At 61.8% G+C, this 24,845-nt stretch carries 28 protein-coding genes; 12 read left to right on the plus strand and 16 right to left on the minus strand.

Annotation, left to right across the window (positions count from 1 at the left end; translation table 11 throughout):
- Positions 1–7 precede the first annotated feature (7 nt).
- From trbE to trbB, 4 genes are read right to left on the minus strand one after another with little or no spacing between them, the layout of a single operon-like run.
- Entirely contained in the window at positions 8–2,317 is a 2,310-nt protein-coding gene (trbE, locus tag AC1D0N_RS14910) for a conjugal transfer protein TrbE (protein WP_477245098.1), read from the minus strand.
- Between the two features lie 10 nt (positions 2,318–2,327).
- The gene (locus AC1D0N_RS14915) at positions 2,328–2,609 is read right to left on the minus strand and encodes a VirB3 family type IV secretion system protein (protein WP_477245100.1); all 282 of its coding nucleotides are present in this window, start codon (positions 2,607–2,609) and stop codon (positions 2,328–2,330) included.
- The gene (locus AC1D0N_RS14920) at positions 2,609–2,941 is read right to left on the minus strand and encodes a TrbC/VirB2 family type IV secretion system protein (protein WP_477245102.1); all 333 of its coding nucleotides are present in this window, start codon (positions 2,939–2,941) and stop codon (positions 2,609–2,611) included. The genes AC1D0N_RS14915 and AC1D0N_RS14920 overlap by 1 nt, the downstream gene beginning before the upstream one ends.
- Positions 2,938–3,921, minus strand: coding sequence for a P-type conjugative transfer ATPase TrbB (trbB, locus tag AC1D0N_RS14925; RefSeq protein WP_477245104.1), 984 nt, complete (start codon positions 3,919–3,921; stop codon positions 2,938–2,940). Before trbB ends, AC1D0N_RS14920 begins: the two co-directional genes overlap by 4 nt.
- A 389-nt stretch (positions 3,922–4,310) precedes the next feature.
- On the opposite strand from trbB, the gene AC1D0N_RS14930 reads away from it, so the two are divergent.
- From AC1D0N_RS14930 to AC1D0N_RS14940, 3 genes are read left to right on the plus strand one after another with little or no spacing between them, the layout of a single operon-like run.
- Positions 4,311–4,970, plus strand: a complete 660-nt coding sequence (locus tag AC1D0N_RS14930) for an amino acid ABC transporter permease (protein WP_477245105.1) — start codon at positions 4,311–4,313, stop codon at positions 4,968–4,970.
- Positions 4,960–5,619 (plus strand): ectoine/hydroxyectoine ABC transporter permease subunit EhuD, encoded by a 660-nt coding sequence (gene ehuD, locus AC1D0N_RS14935; RefSeq protein WP_477245107.1) that lies wholly within the window; start codon positions 4,960–4,962, stop codon positions 5,617–5,619. The genes AC1D0N_RS14930 and ehuD overlap by 11 nt, the downstream gene beginning before the upstream one ends.
- The gene (locus AC1D0N_RS14940; protein ID WP_477245108.1) at positions 5,619–6,395 is read left to right on the plus strand and encodes an amino acid ABC transporter ATP-binding protein; all 777 of its coding nucleotides are present in this window, start codon (positions 5,619–5,621) and stop codon (positions 6,393–6,395) included. The genes ehuD and AC1D0N_RS14940 overlap by 1 nt, the downstream gene beginning before the upstream one ends.
- A gap of 72 nt (positions 6,396–6,467) precedes the next feature.
- Here the strand turns inward: AC1D0N_RS14940 and AC1D0N_RS14945 are convergent, their stop codons facing one another.
- The 6 genes from AC1D0N_RS14945 to AC1D0N_RS14970 form a co-directional block, all read right to left on the minus strand.
- Positions 6,468–7,166 carry a winged helix-turn-helix transcriptional regulator gene (locus AC1D0N_RS14945; protein WP_477245110.1) on the minus strand — a complete coding sequence of 233 codons (699 nt, stop codon included), beginning with the start codon at positions 7,164–7,166 and terminating at the stop codon, positions 6,468–6,470.
- Between the two features lie 413 nt (positions 7,167–7,579).
- On the minus strand, positions 7,580–9,025 hold the full coding sequence (locus AC1D0N_RS14950) for a DUF5939 domain-containing protein (protein WP_477245112.1): 1,446 nt from the start codon (positions 9,023–9,025) through the stop codon (positions 7,580–7,582).
- Between the two features lie 133 nt (positions 9,026–9,158).
- On the minus strand, positions 9,159–10,010 hold the full coding sequence (locus AC1D0N_RS14955; protein WP_477245114.1) for a DUF2182 domain-containing protein: 852 nt from the start codon (positions 10,008–10,010) through the stop codon (positions 9,159–9,161).
- Between the two features lie 9 nt (positions 10,011–10,019).
- Complete coding sequence (locus AC1D0N_RS14960; protein ID WP_477245116.1) at positions 10,020–10,658, minus strand: DUF1326 domain-containing protein; 639 nt, start codon at positions 10,656–10,658, stop codon at positions 10,020–10,022.
- A 137-nt stretch (positions 10,659–10,795) separates the two neighbouring features.
- Positions 10,796–11,095, minus strand: coding sequence for an antibiotic biosynthesis monooxygenase family protein (locus tag AC1D0N_RS14965; protein WP_477245118.1), 300 nt, complete (start codon positions 11,093–11,095; stop codon positions 10,796–10,798).
- 40 nt (positions 11,096–11,135) lie between these two features.
- Positions 11,136–12,212, minus strand: coding sequence for a class I SAM-dependent methyltransferase (locus tag AC1D0N_RS14970; RefSeq protein WP_477245120.1), 1,077 nt, complete (start codon positions 12,210–12,212; stop codon positions 11,136–11,138).
- Positions 12,213–12,371: 159 nt separating this feature from the next.
- Between AC1D0N_RS14970 and AC1D0N_RS14975 the strand changes: the two genes are divergently transcribed.
- Complete coding sequence (locus tag AC1D0N_RS14975; RefSeq protein WP_477245122.1) at positions 12,372–13,277, plus strand: LysR family transcriptional regulator; 906 nt, start codon at positions 12,372–12,374, stop codon at positions 13,275–13,277.
- A gap of 135 nt (positions 13,278–13,412) precedes the next feature.
- Entirely contained in the window at positions 13,413–13,712 is a 300-nt protein-coding gene (locus AC1D0N_RS14980; protein WP_477245124.1) for a hypothetical protein, read from the plus strand.
- Between the two features lie 170 nt (positions 13,713–13,882).
- Here the strand turns inward: AC1D0N_RS14980 and AC1D0N_RS14985 are convergent, their stop codons facing one another.
- The 5 genes from AC1D0N_RS14985 to AC1D0N_RS15005 all read right to left on the minus strand — a co-directional run bounded on the left by AC1D0N_RS14985 (position 13,883) and on the right by AC1D0N_RS15005 (position 17,565).
- Complete coding sequence (locus AC1D0N_RS14985; protein WP_477245125.1) at positions 13,883–14,359, minus strand: DoxX family protein; 477 nt, start codon at positions 14,357–14,359, stop codon at positions 13,883–13,885.
- A gap of 11 nt (positions 14,360–14,370) precedes the next feature.
- Complete coding sequence (locus AC1D0N_RS14990) at positions 14,371–15,126, minus strand: HvfC/BufC family peptide modification chaperone (protein ID WP_477245127.1); 756 nt, start codon at positions 15,124–15,126, stop codon at positions 14,371–14,373.
- A gap of 16 nt (positions 15,127–15,142) precedes the next feature.
- Positions 15,143–16,171 carry an MNIO family bufferin maturase gene (bufB, locus tag AC1D0N_RS14995; protein WP_477245128.1) on the minus strand — a complete coding sequence of 343 codons (1,029 nt, stop codon included), beginning with the start codon at positions 16,169–16,171 and terminating at the stop codon, positions 15,143–15,145.
- A gap of 45 nt (positions 16,172–16,216) precedes the next feature.
- The gene (locus tag AC1D0N_RS15000; protein ID WP_056594632.1) at positions 16,217–16,486 is read right to left on the minus strand and encodes a BufA1 family periplasmic bufferin-type metallophore; all 270 of its coding nucleotides are present in this window, start codon (positions 16,484–16,486) and stop codon (positions 16,217–16,219) included.
- A 230-nt stretch (positions 16,487–16,716) separates the two neighbouring features.
- Positions 16,717–17,565: a patatin-like phospholipase family protein gene (locus tag AC1D0N_RS15005; protein WP_477245131.1), complete on the minus strand. Its 849-nt coding sequence runs from the start codon at positions 17,563–17,565 to the stop codon at positions 16,717–16,719.
- A 126-nt stretch (positions 17,566–17,691) separates the two neighbouring features.
- On the opposite strand from AC1D0N_RS15005, the gene AC1D0N_RS15010 reads away from it, so the two are divergent.
- The 5 genes from AC1D0N_RS15010 (at position 17,692) to AC1D0N_RS15030 (ending at position 21,623) form a co-directional block, all read left to right on the plus strand.
- Positions 17,692–18,066, plus strand: a complete 375-nt coding sequence (locus AC1D0N_RS15010) for a hypothetical protein (RefSeq protein ID WP_477245133.1) — start codon at positions 17,692–17,694, stop codon at positions 18,064–18,066.
- Positions 18,067–18,239: 173 nt separating this feature from the next.
- Positions 18,240–19,154: a LysR family transcriptional regulator gene (locus AC1D0N_RS15015; protein ID WP_095775296.1), complete on the plus strand. Its 915-nt coding sequence runs from the start codon at positions 18,240–18,242 to the stop codon at positions 19,152–19,154.
- A 194-nt stretch (positions 19,155–19,348) separates the two neighbouring features.
- Positions 19,349–19,831, plus strand: a complete 483-nt coding sequence (locus AC1D0N_RS15020; RefSeq protein ID WP_477245135.1) for a cupin domain-containing protein — start codon at positions 19,349–19,351, stop codon at positions 19,829–19,831.
- A 93-nt stretch (positions 19,832–19,924) separates the two neighbouring features.
- Positions 19,925–21,121 (plus strand): MFS transporter, encoded by a 1,197-nt coding sequence (locus tag AC1D0N_RS15025; protein WP_477245137.1) that lies wholly within the window; start codon positions 19,925–19,927, stop codon positions 21,119–21,121.
- A gap of 37 nt (positions 21,122–21,158) precedes the next feature.
- Positions 21,159–21,623 (plus strand): DUF302 domain-containing protein, encoded by a 465-nt coding sequence (locus AC1D0N_RS15030; protein WP_477245139.1) that lies wholly within the window; start codon positions 21,159–21,161, stop codon positions 21,621–21,623.
- A 49-nt stretch (positions 21,624–21,672) separates the two neighbouring features.
- Here the strand turns inward: AC1D0N_RS15030 and AC1D0N_RS15035 are convergent, their stop codons facing one another.
- A complete protein-coding gene (locus AC1D0N_RS15035) occupies positions 21,673–22,557 on the minus strand; it encodes a LysR family transcriptional regulator (protein WP_477245141.1) in 885 nt (294 codons plus the stop codon).
- Positions 22,558–22,860: 303 nt separating this feature from the next.
- Between AC1D0N_RS15035 and AC1D0N_RS15040 the strand changes: the two genes are divergently transcribed.
- Positions 22,861–23,643, plus strand: coding sequence for a 3-hydroxybutyrate dehydrogenase (locus tag AC1D0N_RS15040; RefSeq protein ID WP_477245143.1), 783 nt, complete (start codon positions 22,861–22,863; stop codon positions 23,641–23,643).
- 23 nt (positions 23,644–23,666) lie between these two features.
- Positions 23,667–24,824: a patatin-like phospholipase family protein gene (locus tag AC1D0N_RS15045; RefSeq protein ID WP_477245145.1), complete on the plus strand. Its 1,158-nt coding sequence runs from the start codon at positions 23,667–23,669 to the stop codon at positions 24,822–24,824.
- Positions 24,825–24,845: the final 21 nt, after the last annotated feature.

Below are 24,845 nucleotides of genomic sequence, written 5' to 3' on the forward strand. Positions count from 1 at the left end.
ATAGGCGCTACAAACGCGCGATGGGGGAATTGTTCAATTTTGGCCCATTCGTGCTCGACCCGGAGCGGCAGATAGTGCTGCGCAACGGCGCGGCCTTGCCGCTGGGGCAGCGTGGGCTCGCGCTGCTGACGGCGCTGGCCAAGGCCGACGGTCCGGTCGACAAATCGGCGTTGATGGAAGCCGCTTGGCTAGGCACCATCGTCGAAGAAAACAACAGCCGGCTTGGACAGCTTTCGATGATCGCCGGCGCAATGGCCGAATTGTCGATATCGGCAAGTGACTGGGTGGCGAAGACGACGCTGGCGTTCTTCTTGCGCAGCGTCTTCAGCCACTCGCGCAACTGCCCGGCAAATCCCTCGTCATCGAGGGCAAGCCAGCCTTCGTCGATGATAAGCAGCGTCGGACGCCCGTCGAGCCGATCGCCGATGCGATGGAACAGATAGGACAGGACAGCCGGCGCGGCTTGCTTGCCAACCAGTCCTTCGATCTCGAAGGCCTGCACGGATGCCTGGCCGAGGTGTTCGGCCTCGGCGTCGAGCAATCGGCCGTGAGCGCCTCCGACACAGTATGGGCGCAATGCCTGTTTCAGGTCATTGGCTTGCAAGAGCACACTGAGCCCGGTGATGGTGCGCTCCTCGACGGGAGCCGAGGCAAGCGACGTCAGCGCCGCCCAGATATGCTCCTTTGCGTCCGGGGTGATCTGGATGCCCTCGCGCATCAGCAGCGCGCCGATCCAGTCAGCCGCCCAGGCGCGCTCATATGTGTCGTGAACCCGGGCGAGCGGCTGCAGCGAAACGGAGGCGTCCAAGCCTTCGGTGAGATGCCCCCCGAGATCGTGCCAGTCGCCACCCATGGCGAGCGCGGCGGCGCGGATAGAGCCGCCGAAGTCGAAGGCGAAGATCTGAGCGTTGCGGTAGCGGCAAAACTGCAGCGCCATCAGCGCGAGCAGCACCGACTTTCCGGCGCCAGTGGGGCCGACGACCAGCGTATGACCGACATCGCCGACATGAAGGACCAACCGGAACGGGGTCGAGCCTTCGGTCTTGCCGTAAAGCAAGGGAGGACTGGCCAGATGCTCGTCCCGTTCCGGCCCCGCCCATACGGCGGACAGCGGCATCATGTGGGCGAGATTGAGCGTTGAGATGGGCGGCTGACGGACATTGGCGTAGGCGTGCCCGGGCAAGGAACCGAGCCAGGCGTCGACGGTGTTGACGGTCTCGGCAATCGCTGTGAAGTCGCGGCCCTGGATGACCTTCTCGACAAGCCGCAATTTCTCGTCGGCCACGCGCGGGTCGGGGTCCCATATGGCGACGGTGGCGGTGACATAGGCCATGCCCGCCATGTCGGCGCCGAGCTCCTGCAGCGCAGTGTCGGCGTCGGCCGCCTTGTTGGCGGCGTCGGTGTCGAGGAGGGCTGACGCTTCGTTGGTCATCACCTCCTTGAGTATCGAGGCGATGCTCTTGCGCTTGGCAAACCATTGCCGCCTTATCCTGGTCAACAGGCGGACGGCATCGACCTTGTCGAGCAGGATGGCGCGGGTCGACCAGCGGTAGGGGAAGGCCAGCCGATTGAGGTCATCAAGCAGGCCGGGTGTCGTGGCGGTCGGGAAGCCGACAATCGAGAGCACGCGAAGATGCTTGTCGCCAAGCCGCGGCTCGAGCCCTCCGGCGAGCGGTTCATCGGCCAGCAGCGCATCGAGATAGATCGGCGTCTCGGGGACGCGCACCTTGTGGCGTTTGGTCGAGATCGTCGAATGCAGGTAGGTGAGCGTTTCGCCGTCATCGAGCCAGTGGCATTCCGGCATGAACCCGTCGAGCAGGGACAGTACGCGCTCTGTCCGGTCGACAAAGGCGCGCACGATGTCGCCCGGATCCGCGTCCGACTGGTCGCGACCCTCATAAAGCCAACCCTCGGCGCGCGTGGCGTCTTCAGGCGGTGGCAAGAACAGGAATGTGAGAAAGTAGCTCGATACGAAATGAACCCCCTCCTCGTCGAAATCGGCCTTGCGCTCGGCATCGAGCAGGCTGGAGGCCGCATTGGGAAACTGGCTCTCGGGATAGGAGGCGGCTTCATGCCGCTGCGCTTCGACAAAGATGCTCCAGCCCGAGCCGAGGCGACGAAAGGCATTGTTTATGCGCGACGCCACCGCGACAAGCTCGGCCGCGACGGCGGAGTCGAGATCTGGCCCGCGAAACCTCGCGGTGCGTTGAAAACTGCCATCCTTGTTGAGCACGACGCCCGGCGCGACGAGCGCTGCCCAAGGCAGATAGTCGGCAAGGCGGGCAGCGGTCCGGCGGTATTCTGCAAGGCTCATCATGGCGGCGCCCTCAAACCGAAAGATGTCCGGGGAGCCGCAGGTGTCGGCGCCCAACCTCGAAAAACAGCGGATCGCGCCTGGCGGCCCATACCGCCGTGAGATGTCCGATTGCCCAGATGAGAAGACCGACCAGCCACAGCCGCAGCCCAAGACCGACCGCGCCCGCCAGCGTGCCATTCAGGATCGCGATCCCGCGCGGCGCGCCGCCGAGCAGGATCTGCTCCGTCAGCGCCCGGTGGACGGGCACCGTCCACCCCGGCACCGCGTCGAGTTGTTCGAGAGCGGTTGTCATCAGATCAACGCTCCGCCGCCGAACGAGAAGAACGACAGGAAGAAACTCGACGCCGCAAAGGCGATCGAAAGGCCAAAAACGATCTGGATGAGCCGCCTGAAGCCGCCCGAACTGTCGCCGAAGGCCAGCGTCAGGCCGGTGACGATGATGATGATGACGGCCATGATCTTGGAGACCGGTCCCTCGACCGACTGCAGGATCTTTTCGAGTGGCTGTTCCCACGGCATGGAGGAGCCTGACGCATGGGCGCTCGACGCGACCAGGAGATTGACGGCAAGGGCGGTGGCCCCCGCGGCCAGGTGGCGGTGGCAGCGTGCAAGGAGGCGGATCATGAGGTTTCTCCTGGGTTGATCGGTGTGGCTTCAGCAATGCGATAATCGCCGTCGGGGCCGAGACCCTCGACCCGGACGAGTTCGCTGAGCCGCCGCGCGGTGCCACGTCCCGACAGGACGGCGACGAGGCCGATCGTGTCGGCGATCAACGCACGCGGGACAGTGACGACGGCTTCCTGGATAAGCTGCTCAAGGCGGCGCAGGGCGCCGATGCCGGAGCCCGCATGAAGGGTGCCGATGCCGCCGGGGTGCCCGGTTCCCCATGCCTTCAAGAGGTCGAGGGCCTCGGCGCCACGCACCTCGCCGACGGGGATGCGATCGGGCCGCAGGCGCAGCGAAGAGCGAACCAGGTCGGCGAGCGTGGCGACGCCATCCTTGGTGCGCATGGCGACAAGGTTGGGCGCGGCGCACTGGAGTTCGCTTGTGTCCTCGATGATGACGACCCGATCCATCCCTTTCGCCACTTCGGCGAGCAGCGCGTTGGTGAGGGTGGTCTTGCCAGTCGATGTGCCGCCGGCGACAAGGATGTTCGCGCGACCGGCAACCGCTGCGCGCAATATCGCGGCCTGGCCGGCGGACATTATGCCTGCCGCGACGTAGTCATCGAGCGTGAACACGGCCACCGCAGGCTTGCGGATCGCGAAGGCGGGTGCTGCGACGACAGGCGGCAACAGGCCTTCGAAACGCTCGCCGGTCTGCGGCAACTCGGCCGAGACGCGCGGCGAACGGGAATGGACCTCGGCGCCGACATGATGGGCGACCAGGCGCACAATCCGCTCGCCAGCGGCAGGCGCCAGCGTCTCCCCCGTATCGGCCAGACCTTCCGAAAGCCGATCCACCCAGATACGCCCATCCGGGTTCAGCATGATTTCAACGATCGAGGGATCGTCGAGAAACCGGGCGATGGCGGGTCCGAGCGCGGTGCGCAGCATGCGCGAGCTGCGCGCGCGTCCCTCGGTATCGTTGTGCGATATAGCCATCCTGTCCCCGTCTGAGCCGGGAAAGCGTCAAACAACGCCCGGTCGGGGATGATCAAAAGAGCCCTGAAGCAGTTCGATTCAACGGGTTTCAGCGGTCATCGTAGCGTAGCGTGCAATGACCGGCCAACGGCGGCGCCGGTGGCAGAGCGCAACAATGTAGACTTTTGCAATAAGAAGTACATGTTTATTGACACGCGACTCCCGCCGGGTTTATGAGAGAACCATCGATGGCCTGCCCCTACAGGCGATCGTTCTTTCCACGGCGCGGAGGGTGTCATGAGGTCCGGTCCCGAGGGCGCGATTTCTCGACGCAAAACCGCCCTCCTCCGGCGCGCCGAAACGATACTGACATCGTTGCCGCACGCCTCGACGAAGCGTGGTGGCACCCCGTGAGCATGCTCGAGATCTGGCTGGGCATTCTGCAAGGGCTGGGCATCACCGCAGAGGTCACGGCCTATGGCCTGGTCTTTGCCGTCCCCTTCGCGCTCGTCTTCGGCGTCGCGCAGTTTCTGACCACCGGCATGACGCGCTTCCTGGTTACCGCCGTGATCGAATTCTGGCGCAGCTCAGCGGTCGTCGTCCTGCTCTTCTTCTTTTATTACGTGCTGCCGGTGATGGGGGTCACCCTGTCGGCGCTGACCGTCAGTGCATTGGTGCTCGGTCTCAACACCGGCGGCTATGCCAGCCAGGCGGTTCGCGCCGGGCTGCAGTCCCTGCCCGCCGGCCAACGCGAGGCGGGCATGGCGCTCGGCCTCTCGCGCCCGGCGATCCTGCTCCTGATCGAGCTGCCGCAAGCGCTGGTCGCGATGAGCCCGACCTTCGTCAACAACCTTATCCAGCTCGTCAAGGCGACGTCCCTCGTCTCGCTGGTCACGCTGACGGACATGACCTTCCGCGCCAAGGAAATCGCGCAGACCAACTACGAACCCGTCGCGATCTATTCCGCGCTGCTGCTGGCCTTTTTCGTCGTCTGTTATCCGATCGCACTTGCCGGCCGCTGGCTCGAGGCGCGGGTCAATCCTGAAAGAGGAACGCCGCGTGGGATTTAACCTCGATTTCGCGCTATCGACCGTCCCGACGATCATCGCGGCGATCGGAACGACCCTGCTCGCAACGGTCTTGAGTTGCCTCGGCGCATCAGTGCTTGGCTTCACTTTCGAAATGGTCCGCCGCGGCGGCGGTGCGACTGGCCTCGCCGTCCGCTTCCTGATCGACTTCATCCGCTCGACGCCGGTTCTGGCCTGGCTCTATTTCCTGTATTTCGTCCTGCCCTTCTACGGGATCCGGCTTGGCGCCATGACGGTCGGCATGCTGGGGCTGAGCCTGTACTACAGTGGCTATCTCGCGGAGGTGTTCAAAGCGGGCATCGACGCGATCCCGAAAGGCCAGCAGGAAGCAGCCAGGGCGTTGTCGCTTACCCGCCGCGACACGGTCGTTTTCGTCATCGCGCCGCAGATGTTGCGCAACGTCGCGGCACCGTTGGGCAACTATCTCGTTTCAATCCTCAAGGCGACGCCCTATCTGGCGATCCTGGCCGTGCCCGAAATGCTCGGACGCGCCTTCGATATCGCGTCTGAAACCTATCGATACGCAGAGCCGCTGACGGTCGCCGGTGTTCTGTTTCTCGCCCTGGCGCTGCTCATTGCTTATGGCGTGAAGCGCATCGAGCAGCGACTGCTTGCAGCTGGACGCCGCTGATGCTCGCTCAAGCCCCACATCCCGGCCCGGCCGTTCAAACCATCCCTCATGTCCGGATCGACGGCCTCAACAAATGGTTCGGCGCCCTGCACGTTTTGAAAAACATCGATCTTTCGGTACGAGGGGGCGCACGCATCGTCGTTTGCGGACCGTCCGGCTCCGGCAAGTCGACCTTGATCCGCTGCATCAACGGTCTCGAGCCCTTCCAGAAGGGAACGGTTCAGTTCGAAGCGGCAACGCTGGACAAAGATGGCCGCGATACCGCGAAGGCGCGCCGGCAGACAGGCATGGTGTTCCAGAGCTTCAACCTGTTCCCGCACCTCACCGTGCTCGCCAACTGCACGCTGGCGCTGCGCCGGGTTCTAGGAAAACCGGCACGGGAAGCCGAAGAGATCGCCATGCAGCATCTGACAGCGGTGCACATCCCCGAAAAAGCGCAGGCCTACCCGGCGCAGCTCTCGGGCGGTCAACAACAAAGGGTTGCGATCGCGCGCGCGCTTTGCCTCAATCCCCGCATCATGCTGTTCGACGAACCCACCTCGGCGCTCGACCCGGAAATGATCAAGGAAGTCCTCGACGTCATGGTCGCGCTGGCGAGAACGGGCGTGACCATGGTCTGCGTGACCCATGAAATGGGTTTCGCACGCGAAGTCGCGGATGAGATCGTTTTCATGGACGAAGGCCGCATTGTCGAGCATGCCTCGTCCAAAGACTTTTTCTCAAAAGCCGCTCACCCACGCGCCCGGCTGTTCCTGGATACTATCCTGAGCCTCTGAGAGCGGATGCTGTGTACCGGCGTGCCGGCAATCGGCGCGCACGAGTGCCAACTGTCGAAAACGCCGAGCAGGTCACCAGTCCGGCGCGAATGCGTAGCCAGCCGAGCGGACCGTCCGGATCACATCGCTTCCCACGGATGCCCGAAGCCTTTTGCGCAGCCTGGCTATATGAACGTCGACGCCCCGCACGTCGGTTGCGGCGGCATGTTCAGGCCACGCGGTCGCGACCAGTTCCTCGCGGCTGAAGACTTTGCCAGGCTGCGCCAAAAGGCTGCGCAAAAGCTTGAACTCGATCGGTGGCATCACGATCTCTTTTTGCTTGAAGAATGTCCGGTGCGTTTGTCGCTCCAGCCGGAAATCACCCTGCACCAACTCACCCGAGTCCGTTTCGCGCGATAGCTTCGCAAGGCCCGCTTTGCCATGCAGCCAGGCCAGAAGCTGTTCGGGGGCGAACGGCCGCGAAAATATCTCGTCGACGCCAGCCTTGATCAAATCGAGATGCAGCTTGCCGGAACGCGGGGCAACCAGGCTCACGACCGGCGTCGCTTTGGTTGCGGCGCTAGACTTCAACCAGGCGCACTGTTTGACCATCGCACGGTCGCCTGGCTGGCAGTCCATGATCACGGCAAGCGGGGGTGCCGCCTCGATGGCGCGTGCGATTTCCCGGTCTCCGGTGATCAGCCGTATTTCGAAGCCAGCTACCGAAAGGATATGCCCGAAAACCAGGAAAAAATCCGGGTCCTTCGAGGAGATCAGGACCAGCGGCGTCATTGATTCCATCAACCGAGTTCGAGACGTCATAAGGCTGACTACCGCGCAAGTGGGCGCGATGACAATATCCCTGGGTTTCTTTGAATCCTTTCGACCTTTCTGAGTCGCGCCTCAGCCCAAGTTTCGGGTTCTTATGGATAAAGCGGGAATGCATCGAGTGTGGACGGCAGCATCGCGCCCAATAGCAGACATTCCTACGGTCCGTCCCTGCACCCAAAAGCCGACATCGCTTATACAGGCCACAGCCAGCCTTGCGCCAATCATCGGACATATGCCGATGCAAGGCGGTCGTTCGCAAAGCAGTGCGAAATGAGGCGAACTGATGCGCGCTTGATACGAAGGTTGGGGCAGGCGATTTGAATCTATTTCAAAGTTGGTCGAGCAGTTCCTTAGGAGTTGGGACGCGATCGTGTCTATCCCCGCATAATGCGATAGACAGTTGCTTCACCCTCCACACCTCGAAGAGGCGCGTCAAAAGCCACGAGACGATGGCTGGCAAGCATTTCGCTAACCCCGGGCGCGGAATAGAGCGCCTCGGAAATGCAGACTTGTCCGGCTTCTGCCAAGGACTGCACGCGCGCGGCAACATTCACGGTCTGGCCGAAATAGTCGAGGTTGTCGTTGAGCGTCACGGCGATCGACGGTCCACAGTGGGCGCCGATCTTGAGAATGATCCCCGGCCCGTCGTGGTCGCCATTGAAGCGATCGATTTCTTCAAAGATGTGGAGTGCAGCCGAAATCGCATCCGACGGCTGCGAGAATACAGCCATCACCGCATCGCCAATCGTCTTGACCACCGCACCGCAATGTTGCTGAACCGCCGCGTTGACCAGAGCGAAATGCTCGCGGACCAAAGCATAGGCGTTGAGGTCACCCAGCTTCTCATACATGGCGGTCGAGCCCTTGAGGTCCGTGAACAGGAAGGTGATCTGCCGGATGCCGAGCCCCTCCTTCTCGTCGACGCGTTCGGACCGGAAGAGTTGGCGGAAGGTTTGCCGCGCAAGCAGCGCTCCACCGGAAACATAAGGGTCGAAATCGAGGGCCGGCTTGGTGGTCAGCGCGACAAGCTCGGGCGGCCAGTTGATGACGAGCAACGAACCCCGCACTGGCCCCTTATTCGCTACCTCAATGACAATCGGACCAGGTGGAACAGCGGGCAACGCCGGCAAGAAGCGGTTGCCGTCATAATCGACCTTCAGAAGTGTCGGCGCCAACACCGGATCGCCAGATATTGGCACGGCGAATGCCGCCTGCGTCTGCACGTTGACGCCCGAAAGGGCACCCGGTCCTAGGTCGGCGCGGAGCACTGTGGTGGTGCCGGGCGGTAGAAACGTCATGCCTCTGACGAAGCCGCGCAGGACGTCAAGAAAGCGAACGTTTTGCCCCGGTAGCCGCCCGTCATGTCCGAAGTGGAGCTTCCAGTGAAAATCCTCGACCGGGAGCGTCTCGGGATCGTGGTGCGGCAGGCGCCGCAACTTCGACGATACCGAGAAGGTGACCTCAATGAAGTCGTCCAGGTCGGTGTCGCCCGATACATCGCACAAGCCACAGACATAGTGGGTCTTCAGCGTGCGCAGGGCGCCGAAACTATCGAGCACCATCCCGGACTGGGGACACAGCACATCCCAACTCATGTCGAACAGGCCACAGCGGGTGGCATGAAGGAAGAGGTCGATAGCTTCAGGCTCGGCGATTGCGCGGTCGCGAGCAAAGCTCAGCGGATTAACGCGATAGAGTGCGTGGTCGTCGCCGCTCCTGATCAGCGTCTCGAATTTTGAGATGACGCGAGGGCTCCAGGCCCGCGCCTGCTCCACCTTGGTCATCCTGCTTTCGAGAAGACGATCGTCGACTACCGTCACGCCGGATCCTCAACATTGCCGCCTTACCAGCGACAGCCTACTAAAAAAACCAGCGCGATGCGAATGGATTGCCGTCGAAAGCGTCTGCCGGCACAGCAGAGATGCTTATGCTCCCGCTCGTCTAGCCGGCCATTCAAGGCATATCGATCGCCCCGAGCGATACAACGATCCCGAGGACCACCAAAGCAACGCCCAAACTACCTTCGAACAGGCGGCCACGGGGCAGCAGCTTCTCGACGAAGACGAGCAGCGTCAAAAGCAGCATCCAGGCGACGCTCATGACGCCGGCCGCGACCAGGACGGCAAACAGCGCCCAGCAGCAGCCAAAGCAATAGAGACCGTGGCGCAGCCCCATCTTGAGCGCGCCAACACGCCCGTCGCGCCAGTGCTGCGCAACGAAGGCGAGCGGCGAACGGCAATGGCTGAGGCAAATGTGCTTCAAGGTCGTAAATTGGTAGAGGCCGGCGACGCCAAGTGTGGCACCAAGCGCGAGTGGGGCCCATTTTGAACGCTGGGGCGGATCGAGGTTCGTTGCAACGTCGCTACCGAGCTGGACCAGGACATATACGATAAGGCCCGCCGCCGCCCAGACGAGCAGATAGCCGGCGACGAAGGTCCACGTCGGGATGGCCACACGTGGTTCGCGCCTAGCCTGCGCCGCCGCGAACACAAATATCATGGGCGCCGCAGCTGGCAGCATCATGGCCGCCATCATCACGGTCCACACAGTCAGAAAAGCGGCGGCGCCGGCAACTGACCAGCTGTCGGCGGCAATTCCGGCCATCGCCATGCCGGCCATGCCTTCCATACCCTCCATACCGCCGCGCACGGCAATTCCCATGGGCATATCCATGCTGAAGGTCTGGTAGAGGGTGAGCGCCCACGCCGCTGCTGTCAGCCCGACGAGCGACGCGAGTAGACCGAGCGGTATGCCGCGCAGATTCCGGGTGAACCGCCGCGATTTCCTGGGGAACGCGTCAGCCATTGTCATGCCCTAGTTCGGGCCGGTCCAGTCGAACGGAATGTGCTTACTCGAGCGGGCCGTGCCAGTCCAGTCAAGCCCGAAGCCTTTGGTGCTCACCTCGACAGAACGCCCCCAGGTGGCAACCTGGCCCGGGCCGACCTCCGAACCCGGCGGGTTGATCGTCTGCACCCGCTTGCCGGGCGGTGTTGTAGGGCCGGAAAGCGCTTCCGCGCGCCCGACCACTAGGCCAGGAATTTCGACCCGCCAGGTGGCCAGGTCGCCCGCCACCTCAAAAGTGATCGGAACGAACTCCATGCCACGCATCTCGCCAATATTAGCGGCAAAGCCCGCCGGCCAACCACCGGCGTGGCCGCCGAAGATCGCCTGCAGGGCTTCGCGCTGCTGCTCATCCGCCTTCTCGTCAAGATACATACCCATCACGGCCTTTGCCTCGCCGGCCCATAGATTGCCTTCGAACTCGCCGAGCGCCACCAGCGTCAGGCCGTCGAGCTTCACGCTGCCATACTGACCCTCGCGCACGTGCCAGGCTAGCACGCCCTGGCAGTGATTGCCGGTTGGCCGCTGGGCGAACTCGCAAGGGCAAGGGATGTCGCAGCTGCAGATGTCGAACCAGTCGCCTGCGAGCCGCCATTGAGGCACTGCATTCATGGCTCATCCTCCGGAGGCCTAGTTATACGTCGAAGACTGGTCGCGCTCCAGCAGTTCGTGCGTCGCTCGCTGACTTTGATGGATTGGCCTCACACTGATGGTCGAGCGGTGCACACCAAACCTACAGTTGGGCGACTTCAGGTGCTGATCTCGACGACGGACGTGCCGGAGACGGGATCGGTCACGCCGAGGTCGCCGCCGAGATCCTCCAGCATATCGCGCATCGTATCGAGAAGGCCGATCATCTGCGGCCGCGCCGCTGCGAGGCTGTCCATGTCGTTCCATTCACCGACGACGCAGAAGGTTCGGTCGCCGGTCCTGACGAGCGCGGCTTTGCGGAAGCCTCTGACGTTGAGCGTCGCCTTCTTGTGGGCATCGATGAAGGCCTGTTCCTTGCCGGGCTTAGTGCGAAACCGGACGACATTGTAAGCAGTCATGCCTTCCTCCAATCCATAGCCAATTGATAATCGACCGGGCTTACGGGCGAGCCTCCAGAACCATGTTGAACGGCGTATCGGTGGCGCGGCGGAAGCGGCGGAAGCCGCCGCCGGTAACCACCTTGCGCAGCCTGGCCTCGCCCGCCTGGGCGCCGAGGCCGAGCCCAACCTCCTGCGACAGCGAGGCAGGCGTGCAGATGAAGGTCGAGGCGGCGTAATAGATGCGGCCGACCGGATTGAGGTTCGCTGAAAGCTTGTCATGAGCGAAGGGTTCGACGATCATCCAGGTGCCGTCCGGCTTCAACGCCTTGTGCACGTGCTTGGCCGCGCCTTCGGGATCGCCCATGTCGTGCAGGCAGTCGAAGAAGGCGACGAGATCGTAGGTGCCCGGAAAGTCCTTGGCAGCCGCCACGTCGAACTGGGTGTTGCCGGCGACACCGGCCTCCTTGGCGGCGGCGCGTGCCCGATCGATCGACGGGGCATGATAGTCGAAGCCTGTGAAGCGCGAATTCGGAAATGCCTTGGCCATGAGCACGGTCGATGCGCCGTGGCCGCAGCCGACGTCGGCAACGTCTATGCCCCGCTCCAGCTTGTCGAGCACGCCATCGAGCGCCGGCAGCCAGGAACCGATCAGATTGGCGTTGTAGCCGGGCCGGAAGAACCGTTCCGTGCCGCGGAACAGGCAGGCGCTGTGATCGTGCCAGCCCAGTCCCTTACCCGAGCGAAACGCCTGCCGCACCTTTTCTTCGTCAAGCCATAGCGTCGAGACGACCTCGAAGGCGCCGGCCATGAAGGCGGGACTGTCCTCATTGACGAAGACCTGTTCCTGCTCCGGGCTGAGGTAGAAGCTGTCGCTGGCCTCGTCATATTCGACATAGCCGGCGGCCGCCTGCGCGGAAAGCCATTCGCGGACCAGACGCTCCTGCGTGCCGGTCCTTTTGGCAAGCTGTCCGGCAGTCATTTTGCCGCCCTCGCTCATGGCCGCGAAAAGGCCGAGCCTGTCACCCAACAACACCGCCGCCCCAGTGGTGATGGCACCGAGATCGCCGACCATCTTTCCGAGCAGCGCCTCCAGTTTTTCCTGGTCAGGCTGTTTTTCCTTGTTGCGCTCCAGCATCGGCTTTCTCCTCCGGCTCGGCCCCAAACACTCGCCATGGCGGCACACCTTGGTTCGGCCACCATGGACAGCGGAGAAAGTTTACCTAAGGATAGCACCCGCCGATAATGCCGAGTTCTGATTGCGGCGATGCATGCCGGGCATCAGCGGGAATGTGTCATGGAAATGCATGAAATTCGTTATTTTCTGGCTGCCTGCCAGACGCTCAACTTTCGCCAGGCGGCGGACCTTGTGCATATCACTCAGCCTGCGCTCACCCGCGCCATACAGAAGCTGGAAGCAGAACTCGGCGGCCTGCTCTTCCATCGCGACAAGAGCCATGTCCAACTAAGCGATTTCGGCCGGCTGATGCGAAGCCACCTCGACGAGATCGCGCAGCGCTCGGAGCATGCCAAACGCACCGCCAGAAGCTTCCTGTCGCTGGAGACCGCGCCGGTGACGCTGGGCGTGATGTGCACCATCGGCCCGCTGCGTTTTATCGGTTTCCTCAACGCGTTTCGCGAGCGCTTTCCGGGCATCGAGGTGACTGTGATCGAGGGCGCCGCCGACCACCTCACCGATCTTCTGCTGAAGGGCAAGCTGGACATTGCGCTGTTGGCACGGCCCGAGCCCTTCGACGCCCGGCTGAAGGCGGAGCCGGTCTATGCGGAACGCTTTGGGCTCGCCTTCTCAACAGGGCATCCATTCGAGGCGCGCAACACGCTACAGCTCGCCGACGTGCGCAGTGAGCCCTATCTCGAGCGCATCAACTGCGAATACGGCAATCATATCGACGAGCTCTGCCAAAATCTCGGCTTCGAGATCAAGAGCGCTTACCGCAGCGAGCGCGAGGACTGGATCCTGGCCATGGTCGCTGCCGGAATGGGTGTTTGCTTCATCGCCGAATTCTCCGCGAGCCAGCCCGGCGTTTGCCACCGGCTCGTCGTCGATCCCGAGATCGTGCGCGAGGTGTCGCTGGTTTCCGTCGCAGACCGCCTGCCATCGCCCGCCATCTCGGCATTTGCCAAAGCGGTGATGGAGTATGACTGGCACATACCGATGACGGCGCAATCGACTGGTCTGTAGGTACCCGGTTCCGCCTTCCGCGCCAGTCAAACAGGCAACATACGATCACATCTTCGTGTCGATGTAACTGACCGCAATGTCCGGCGAACCCACGCATGGGGCAACTGTGCCCCCCAAAAAATGGGAGTATTCCGAATGCATTCGTTCAAGATCTTTGTCGCCGCAGGCATTGCCTCTGTTTGCGTGTCGCAGGCATTCGCCGAGGATACGATGGGCACGATGTCCATGATGAAGGGCGGGCAGGTCACAGCAATCATGCCCGACGGGCATATGGGCACCATGATGCCAGACGCCAAAATGGGCGCCGAAATGATGAAAATGGCCAAGCCGATCAAGCACTGCATGATGATGATGACCGACGCCAAGGGCAAAACCTACATGATCGATACGTCGACCAAGAAGGCCCAAGCCGAGTGCGAAAAAATGGCGATGTGAGCAGCCCTCGCGCGCAATCAACGCTTCCATCCCGCCGGAACACGCGCCGGCGGGGTGCCACCTATCCTCAGCCATCGAGAGCATGTCACTGCCCTGGTTTTCTCGCCTGTTCATCGCCGAGGCGATCTAGCGCAGAACAATCAGATCGGGTCAGCCTCCTGCTGAAATGTTCAGGTTTTGGAGGCCGAAGTGAATCGATCGGCTACATAGTCGAGTGAGAAAACCCCTGCACCACGCGTAAGCACCAGCAACAGCGCCGAGGCCCACAGCAGGTGTTCAGCCCAGTTCTCCGGAAAAACAAAGATCTGGATTACCGAAACGACACCGAGCAGCATCAGAGCGCCGAGACGCGAGAACAGTCCCAGAAAAAGCAGCACCGCCCCGGTGATCTCGGCCGTGGTCGCCAACGGCGCCGCGATCGACGGATCGATAAGCGGTAGATTGTATTCGCTGGCGAACAGCTGCAGCGTCACCGGCCAGGACGCCAGCTTGGATTGTGCAGACTGCCAGAAGACATGCGCAATCGCGACGCGAGCTGCGAGCTGAACCAGCGAAAACGGGATACGCTCAGGCAACTTGATCACTCGTCGGTAAAGACCAACAAGGCCGGCAGGGCGAGGCGTGGAATATTCTGGTATCGCAGTCATGATCGTGTCCTTCAGTGTGAGAGGGGGTGAACCGCGACGCGCACGTCGACGACCAGCCTGTCGCGGAACAGACGCACAAGCGCTGAAACCAGGTCGAAGGCGGGGTCGAGCGCCAGGGCGCGGCCAGTGGCATGCCCAAGGCCGAAGCCGTGCTTCAGCGAATGCCAGAAGGCGAAGCTCGCGCGGTCGAGCAGAAAAAGCCGCACGTAGTTCCCCGATCGCCACAGCGCCACCCGTTCGGGGCGCCTTGTCCAGGTGATTTTTTCATCGACCGCCGTCTCCTTTTGATGCTCCATCCATACCGACAGGATCGACCAGTGCGAGACGATCAATCGCAGCGAGGGCTGGAGCAGGATATCCGGCGACAGCCCAAGGTCGGTGCTGTCGTATTCTGCGAGACTGCGGGCCGGCAGCGAAGCCGTGTCGAGCGCTTCGGCAATGGCCCATTCGAGCCGCGCCGTCTCTGCAACGATCGGCATGTCGGACAGGGTGTCGATGGTCTTCAGGAAGCGAGGGAAGCCCGCGCCATAACGCGCCAGGCGTGACTCCGCCGGCGGATGCCGTCGAATGAACTCGCTCGCCAAAAAGCGGAAAAAACGTTCGTCGACGAGGCGAGCCGTAACCGGGAAGACGGCCATCAGCACGGCAGTCAACGAACTGCGCGTGTTGTTCTGGTAGATGCGCAGGCGAGCCATTGGGTCGGCCTTGCCGGCGGTCAGCATTTTTGCGTCGATCAGTGGCTCCATGGCCAGCACCGAGCGCGCCACGACGGTCTGCAGATGTTCAAGCGGCAGCATGATATCCTCCCTCGATTGTCGGCAAAGCCATGTGCGTGGCCGGCTTGGCTCTGGCGGCGGCAAATGCCGCAAGCACAGGCATGCTGGTCTGAGTACTTTCAAAAGCCGGCAGCGTGGGCGCCGGCAGGACCATCGTCGGGGCGGTCTGCCTCGCGGCCTGCTTGCGGCTGAACATGATCGACGCGGAGAGCATGTCGGCCCACATGGCTTCGCCGAGCAGCACGTCGAGAACCGGAACATCGGTATCCCATTCGATCAGTGTAGGGCGCGGCCCGAGATGGCTGATGGCATGGTGATAGAGCCCCCAAACAACTGGCGGCACACGAGAGCCGTGATCGTCGATCAGCACCGTGTCGCCGCCAACCTGATTGGTCGCGTGACCGGCAAGGTGGATCTCACCGATGGCATTGGCGGGCAAAGCGTCGATGAAGGTCTTTGCGTCGTATTGGAGATTGTGCGCCGAAACCTGGACATTGTTGACGTCCAGAAGCAGGCCGCAGCCCGTTTGCGCCACCAGCTCGGCCAGAAATTCAGCTTCATTCATCGAGGAGTCGGCGAACGCAACATAGGCGGACAGGTTCTCGATCAGCACACGCCGCTTCAGCGTATCCTGGATGGCCGTAACGTTGCGCGCCACGATCGCCAGCGCTTCGTCGTCATAGCGAAGGGGCAGCAGGTCATTGAGATAGGCTCCGTCGGCAACGCTCCAGGCAAGATGCTCCGAAACAAGATCAGGCTGGAACCGCTCGCAGACCTTGCGCAGCCTTTCCAGATGGTCGCGGTCCACCCCCTGGGCGCTGCCCAGTGACAGGCCAACACCGTGAACTGACAGCGGATATATTTGGCGCAGCCGTTCAAGCGCCTCGACGGCGGCGCCGTCGCCCATATAGTTCTCGGCATGAACTTCGAGCCAGCCAGCGGAGGGTCTGCGGGTCAGCATCTCGCTGATGTGAGGAGAGCGCAGACCAATGCCAGCGGATGCCGGGATCGTGAGGGACTGAAATGCACGGGACATCGGTCTGCTCCCTTCCAAAGGGGGTTGGCTTGAAGTCTGGGTCGGTCAGGCTTTCGGCTTGTCGCTGCCGCCGGTGATCTTGGCGCAGCTGCCGGCCGGCACGTAGAGCCAGGAGTCCGGCTGGTTGTCGGCGGTCGAGGTGCCGGCGCATGAATGCGTGGCAGTCTGGCAGTCGTTCTGGCCGGCCTTGACGACGCCATAGCACTTCTCGAACGAGAAGCTGGGCTGAGCAGCGGGGCCGCTATAGGCTGCAGTTGCAGCAAGTGAGGTGGCGGCTGCGAGGGCCGATCCAATGAGGGTTTTTGTGTTGATCACGGTCGTTTCTCCTGTTTGCGTTTCGCGGGAAGACTGACCTGACGGCCTGTCTGCAAGCAGTGTTGTCCAACGCGCGATGAAGCTGAAATGCTGTCTCGGCATGGATTTGATACGCCGTCACTATGTTGGGACGACAACGAGCAAAAGCCCTCCGGCGGGGAACCGGAGGGGTTTGGCGCCTGCACTTCGTTAGCGGAGCGAAGCAGGCGCGGCTAGGCGGAGGGAGGCGCCTAGACGTAGCGATTTTTGCTGTCGACGACGGAGCTTTCGCTTGAGGTCGAATGGTCGGCGAGAAGCCAGTCCTCGGCTCGCTGGCGACCGCGGTCACGCATGTCGGTCAATTCGCCCCAGTCGGTCCAAGGCCTGGTAAACAGCGCAGCGCTTCTTCTGTGATGACTGTCGAAGATGGTGTGTACAGATGCAGAGTTCGCGGCATTTGCGGCGAGCGGGTAAGCCGCACAAGGCGTGATGCACCCGGAAGGTTTGCCGCTGACAATCAGGTAATGCCCAGCCTCGATTGGCGGCACCGCTGGCAGGGCCGAAAAATCGCCTTCACCCCAATACGGATCGCCATCGATTTCCACGGCAGGGAACAGAAATGGGACTGTCGCCCCAGCCAGGATAGCGTCAATCGACAATTGATCGCCGGAAAAAATCGTCACGGTGTCGGTGCGGGCATTTGAAGCCAGGATGTTGAGCTTCAACGGGCAGCGATTCTTGTGCAACTCGGCAATGTCGATCGACTGTTCCAGGATCGATCTCAGTGGATTGGCTGTCGTGGCCATAGACATCGATGCATGGCTGACGCGCCGCCAGAAATTGGTGAGCGCCGTCCTTGCCCCACGCCTGCCGCCCAGAGCCAGTCCGTAGGCAAGAACCGCTGCCTCCATGCCTGCGAAACCCGATGCGGTGATGCTGCGGAGGGAAAGCCGAGGTTCATCCAGCAAGCGATCGAGCACGCCCCAGACAAATGCGCCGTGTGCGTCGTTTGCCAGCGTGATGTCGATCGGCTGGCGGTCTTCAATCACCAGTTCTGCACCGGCAATAAAGGCTTGGTCGGTTGCAGCCTGGATTTCCATCTTTTGGGTCTCCTCCCGAAGAACGCCAGGCAAGGCGTTTGATGGAGACACTGCCGCATGATCCTCCATTGGCGAAATGCCAAGGTAGCATGAACTCCATAGGCAGATTGCATTGGCCGCAATCTCTTGGGCGGCGCACGGTTTTGCCAGGCAGGCAAGGATCTTGCTTTTGAGCTGGCGCGAGGACGGTCGCTGGCAAGCCTTCAGCACAAGGAAAAGCGTGTCATGAGAATACCAACTGTCTGCGCGGGGGTGTTCGCTCTCGGTCTTTTGGCTGGGCCTGCATCTGCCGATGCCTTCAGTGACCTGGCGTCGCTGCCGTCATTCTATAGCGATGCCGGCATGAAAACGATGAAGCCGATGGCCGGCTTCAAAAAGGCTTGGCTGGCTGCGCCCCGGGGGGATCGGGACACGATGATGAAGATGTGCAATGACGCCGCCATGAGCAAGCCGCACGCTGCGTTCTGCGCCAATGTATTGGCGCTCGGAGGCGCCAATTGATGCTCCGCCACCCTCTTTATAGGTGGCCAGCTGCTGCGCAGCCCAATTTGTCCGTTGCGCCCCATGACGGACCGCTATGGACTTCATAGCCGCAGTGCATTGGCGCGAAAGCGAGCCTTGCGGCAGTCTCCGAAGCACGAACAGCCAAGTCTGCAATTCGGGGACAAATCGGCATGGACATTCACCACATCCGCTACTTCCTGGCCGTGTGCGAGACGCGAAACTTCACGCGCGCAGGCGAAAAGTGCAACGTCACTCAGCCGGCTCTGTCCCGCGCGATTCAACAACTCGAGGAAGAGGTCGGAGGGCTGCTGTTTCGCCGCGAGCGAAGCTTGACCCACCTGACCGACCTGGGTGTGCTGCTTCGCCCCCGTTTTCAGCAGATCCTCGACGAATTGACTGGAGTGCGGCAGGAGGCATCAAGGTTCCTGTGCCTGGAGAACGCCAACCTTAAGGTCGGCGTCATGTGCACCATCGGCCCCCGTCGCTTCACCGGCCTGCTGACTGACTTTAACCGGCGGCAGCAGGGCATCCAGCTGCAGCTGGTTGAGGGCGTCCCGGCATCACTCTCCCAACTTCTGGAGTCCGGCGAGATCGACGTCGCCATCATGGCGTCAAGCGACAGCTTCCCGGACCGCTTCGACGTCACACCGCTTTATCGCGAGCGCTTTGTTCTCGCCTTTCCAAATGGCCACCGGCTGGCTCGCAATGACAACGTGGCTATCTCCGAACTCGATGGTGAAAATTATCTCAGGCGTCTCAATTGCGAGTATCGCGATCACCTCGCGGGTCTTTGCACGGATCGGGGCGTGAAGCTCAGGATCTCCTACGCCAGCGAACGCGAGGACTGGATCCAGAATATGGTGTCGGGAGGGCTAGGCATCTGCTTCATCCCGGAATTCAGTGCGGTGATCCCGGGGTTGCAGGTTCGTCCCGTCATTGATCCTGAGGTCTGGCGGGAAGTATCCCTGGTTGTCGTTGCGGGGCGCAGGTTCTCGCCCGCGGCATCGGCTTTCGTAAACAGCGTCAAGGCGCATGGCTGGCCCGAGAGCGCAATTGTCCAGGCCATCCAAAAGACCGCTGCCTGAAGCAAAATCGAAGAATTAAGGATCGCGCGTGGCGGTTTGCCGCGTGTGCATCATATGCAGTTGTGATGGTCGACGATAGTTTTCAGGTATCGATTTCAGAGCCAGTCAGCATTTCTCTTTTCGGATCGCTCCCGTCACTCTCCTCGTCATGCCCCGCCTCCCGCGTTTGGGCACCGACAAAGGAGAAATACGATATGGCTACCAAGAAACTCAAACTTGCGCTTGCGATAGGTCTGCTTTCGGCAACCGCTGCTTTTTCCTCTGCTCCAGCCTTCGCTGGCGACTGCCCTGCCGGCCAGGCCGCGACGACCGACATCCAGGACCATCCCAGCAAGCCGGTTGGCGTTACCGACACGGTTCTCTCGGCGATCGATCTGAGCAGCAAGGGCGAAGCCTGGAAAGGCAATATGCTGCGCCTTCGCAAGCTCGTCGTTCAGCCGGGCGGCGTCGTGCCGTGGCATGAGCACAATGTTCGCCCGGCCAACATCCTGATCGTCGAAGGTTCGATCACCGAATACCGCAGCACCTGTAAAGTGGGCATCGAGCACCCGGCTGGTGATGTGACGGCCGAGTTCGGCCAGCTCGCCCATTGGTGGAAGAACAACGGCAAGGTGCCCGCCGTGCTCTATTCCGCCGATGTCCTGCCGCCCGCGATGCCCGACGACCACATGATGTGAGCCGCGCCTGCGGCGAGCAGATACCAGCATCAGCAACTGAAAATGCGTCCTCGGGCGGTCGCCTGGGGACGTGTGGCCACGGAGCGCCCTGTCATGACGATGAGTGAACACACGCAACCGACTCGGCTGCGCATTGTGGCTGCCGACAGCTGGCGCTTCGGCCTGGTTGCGCTGATCGCATTTCTTACGCTTGTCGATCTGTTCGCCACCCAGGCAATACTGCCCTCACTGGTGATAAAATTCGGCGTCAGCCGTGCAACCATGGGCTTCGCCGTCAACGCCAGCACATTCGGCATGGCGGTGGCAGGTATCGCCGTTGCCCTCTTCGGGCGCGGGATTGATCGCCGCAACGGTATCTGGATCAGTCTGGCCATATTGGCGATCCCGACGACACTGCTTTCGCAGACTGACAGCATAGTCATCTTCGCCCTCCTGCGCGTAGCGCAAGGCCTGTGCATGTCGACTGCGTTCACGCTGACGATGGCCTACCTGGCAGAACATTTCTCCGCACGGCAGACGACCAGTGCGCTCGCCGCCTACGTGACGGGCAATGTCGCCAGCAACTTCTTCGGGCGACTGATGTCGGCTGCCGTCGCCGACACGTTCGGCATCTCCACCAACTTCCTGACCTTCGCGGCCCTCAATCTATTTGGCGCGGCGCTCGTTTGGTTCACGCTCCAGAAGACCTCCGCAACTATGCGCGCCGAAGGTCAATCTGCCCGTGCGTCCTGGAAGGGCCCGCTGGAAAATCCCGAACTGCGCGCTTGTTTCGTGATCGCCTTCCTGATCCTCTTCGTCTTCATCGGCACCTTCACCTATGTGAACTTCCAGCTCGTCGCTGCGCCGCTATCGCTGTCGCCGATGGCACTGGGGCTGGTGTATTTCGTCTTCCTGCCCTCCATGCTGACCACTCCGCTCGCCGGGCATGTCGCTGCGGGCCTGGGCCCACGGATCGGCATCGGCGCTACGCTTGCGCTGGCGATCCTGGGTTTGCTTCTGCTGCTCACACCTCGCCTGCCGATCGTTCTTGCCGGGATGGCGCTGGTCGCCATCGGCACCTTCCTGGCGCAGGCGTTAGCCACGGGGCACGTCAGCCGGACCGCCTCGCGCGACCGAGCCGCCGCAAGCGGCATCTACCTCGCCTCCTATTATGCGGGCGGGCTCGCCGGCAGCTTTGTCATCGGCCAAATCTACGACCGGATCGGCTGGACCGCATGTGTGGCGGTGCTCGCCGCGGTCCTCGCTGGTGCGATCGTGGTCGCGCGCATGCTGCAAACACCAAAGACCTAGCACCCCGAAATTTGACCATCCAACAAAGGAGACTGACATGACCAACTACCTGAAGACCATGATTGCCGGCGCCGCCATGATTGTGGCGCTCGCCGTCCCAGCCGCCGCTTCGGAAGGCGTTGTCACCGTGAAGAGCGACTATTCCGTCACTGAAACCGTCGCCCGCATCAAAAAAGATGTCCTCAAGAAGGGCATCAAATTCTTCGGCGTCATCGACCAGGCAAAGCTTGGCAATAATGCCGGCAACGATGTCAGGCCGTCGCGGCTGGTGATGTTCGGCAACCCGGCGCTCGGCACAACCTTCATCACATCCAATCCCGAAGCCGGTCTCGACTGGCCGGTGCGCGTGCTGGTCTACCAGACTGCTGATGGGACGGTTTACGCCGCATACAGCGATTTCGACTGGATCGCCAAGCGCCATGGCATCACTGACCGCGCTCCGCAGTTCAAGATGGCAACCGAGGTCATCCAGTCCGTGACCTCGACAATCAGGAAGAACTGAGCGTGTGGACCGGAGCCGGAGGCTCATCGCCCTGGCATGCGCGCGGAGGCTATTCGGCGGCGGACAACGCCTTTGCACGTTCGCCGAACCACTTCTTCTGCGTGGCCTCGCGCACGAGTGCGCCAACCGCCGGCGAATGCCTGCGGCCACGCACTGTGACAAGATTGACCTCGCGCCAGAATTCCGGATCGGTGATCGGCAACGGCACCACTCCGGGGTGCTTGGCGGTATGCTCGGGCATGAATCCGAAACCAAGCCCGGCAGCGATCATCGCGAGTGTCCAATCGTCGCGATCGCTCCAGTAAACGGGGCTGACGGTGACACCCTGCTCGGAAAGAATGGCGTCCGCATAACCGGCAAATTCGCAATTATTGCGGTGGATGTAGGTCTCATTGCTCATATCCGTCACGCGCACGCTACGCTGGTTGGCCAGCCTATGGTTCAGATGAACGGCCATCACCATCTGCTCCTGAAACAGCGGCAAGGAGTGAACTTCCTCATCGGGCACGTTTGACGGCAACGCGTAAATTGCTGCCTCGAGATCTCCTCCGAGCAGTCGTTTGCGCAAGCTCGGTGCATCGGCATCGCAAAGATGCAGCTCCACGCCCGGATGGTGCGTGCGCAGGGACGAGATGAGTTCGATGATTTCATCCGGAGCAATCGTGCTCATGATTCCGACCCTGAGCGGCGTCTTCTTCAGGTGCACATATTGCTCGGCGATCTGCTTTGCCTGCCGGGAGTTCTCGAAAACGCCTTCGAGATAGGTCTCGACCATGCGACCGAGTTCCGTCAGATGAGTGAAGCGCCGTTCACGGTGAAAAAGCGCGCCGCCGAACTCGTCTTCGAGCAGCTTGATCGCGCGTGACAGTGCCGGCTGCGTAACGTTGCACAGCTCGGCCGCCCTGGTGAAATTCAGTTCCTTGGCGACGGCCAAGAAATACCTGACCTGGCTGATCTCCACTGCACGCTCCCCCAGCGGCTGGCATACGGCACGACCCGCATTGCCGGATGATCTTACTAGTTGCCCCAACGTCAAACAACCCGATCCGGCGATTGATATCCCAGGCGCAGATCGACGATCTGACTGTGGGCTATCGAATCCATGTCTCAACGGCATTTCCGCTGTCCCGAGCCAGCCGCCATACTTTGCCCAGAAGTCGAGACCCGGTGCTAACGCCCGTTGCTCGCAGCCGTTTGCAGGCCATTTCGGCTGCAGCTTCAACCGTAGGAAACAACGATGCTCAGAGGAAAGACGGCACTGATCACAGGCTCGACCAGCGGCATTGGCCAAGGCATTGCCGAAGCCTTCGCCGCGAAGGGCTGCAACATTGTTCTCAACGGTTTCGGCGATGCCACGGAGATCGAGAAGCTACGCGCCAGGCTCGCCACCGACCACGGCGTGATCGTTCGCTACGACGGCGCGGACATGAGCAAGGGCAGCGCGATCACCGCCATGATGGATAAGGCAATCGCCGAGTTCGGCGCAGTCGACATTCTCGTCAACAATGCCGGCATCCAGCACGTCGCACCGATCGATGACTTTCCGATCGAAAAATTTGAAGCAGTCGTGGCGATCGACCTGATGTCGTCATTCTACACGATCCGGCGCGCGCTGCAGGCAATGAAAGAACGCAAATGGGGCCGCATCATCAATGTTGCGTCGGCCCACGCCCTTGTCGCCTCGCCTTATAAATCGGCCTATGTCGCTGCCAAGCACGGTGTCGCCGGTCTGACCAAGACGGTCGCACTGGAGGTTGCCGAACAGGGTATCACCGTCAATGCGGTTTGCCCCGGATACGTGCTCACCCCGCTGGTCGAGAAGCAGATACCGGATACGGCCAAGGCCCGCGGTATCACGGAGGAGCAGGTCATCAAGGATGTGCTCCTGGCGGCCCAGCCAACCAAGCAGTTCGTGACCGTAGCCCAGGTTGCGGCGCTTTGCCTGTTCCTGGCCTCCACCGATGCGGCCTCGATCACCGGCGCCATCATCCCGATCGAAGGCGGCTGGACCGCTCATTGAACCGGCAACGAGGAGCAAAAACCATGAACAAGATCACCCGAAATCCCTCGACCGCTGACCCTTTGCCGGAGGTCGCCCATGTGACCGATGCTGCCGTCCAGCGGCAGACGGTGTTGGTGCTGCAAGGCGGCGGCGCCCTAGGTGCCTACCAGGCTGGTGTCTACCAGGCGCTCGTCGAAGGCGGGATCGAGCCGGATTGGGTCATCGGCACCTCGATCGGCGCCATCAACGCGGCGTTGATTGCCGGAAACGAACCTACGGTTCGGCTGGCGAGGCTCCAGGAATTCTGGGAAGGCGTCAGCCGTATCAGCCCTCTCGATGAGTTTTTCCGGATGATGGTTCCAAGCAATGTCTTCGCCAATATGGGCACCGTGATGCGGGGCATACCGGGATTCTTCGAACCGAATCCAAGCGCCATGTTCGGAGTGAACCGCGAAGTGGGTGTCGAGAATGCCTCCTACTACACGACCGATCCGCTCAAGAGGACGCTGAATGACTTGATCGACTTCGACTATCTCAACCGGCGCCATACCCGCCTGACGGTCGGCGCGGTCAACGTCAACACCAGTGAGCTCAAATACTTCGACACCCGAGAGATGACCCTGTCGGCGGCGCACATCATGGCGTCGGGCGCCTTGCCGCCGGCGTTTCCGGCCGTCTGTATCGACGGCGAGCCCTATTGGGATGGTGGCATCTATTCGAACACGCCCATCGAGGTCGTGCTCGACGCGCATCCGCGGCGCGACTCGCTGATCTTTGCCGTCAATATGTGGCAGCCTCGCGCCACCGAGCCGAAATCGATCTGGCAGGTCATGGGTCGGCAAAAGGACCTTCAATACGCCAGCCGGGGCAGGAGCCACGTTGCCAGGCAGGAGCAATTGCACCGTCTGCGCCACGTCGTGCGTGAAATGGGAAGGCTGGTTCCTGAGGAACGGCGTGAGGATCCGATGTTCAAGGAACTTGCTTCCTATGGCTGCCCGTCGGTCATGCACCTTGTGCGGTTGCTTTCACCGCGCCTCGACGGCGAGGACCACACCAAGGACATCGACTTCACCCGCGCCGGCATCCGCACGCGCTGGCAGGCCGGATACGAGCACGGCCAGCGCGTCCTCTCGGAGAAGCCGTGGGAATGCGACGTCGACATGCTGCAGGGCATCGTCATCCACGAATCGCAAGAGTGATCGTTCGATCGCGGCGCCGAG

The organism is Mesorhizobium sp. P2_E10 (genome assembly GCF_056404235.1).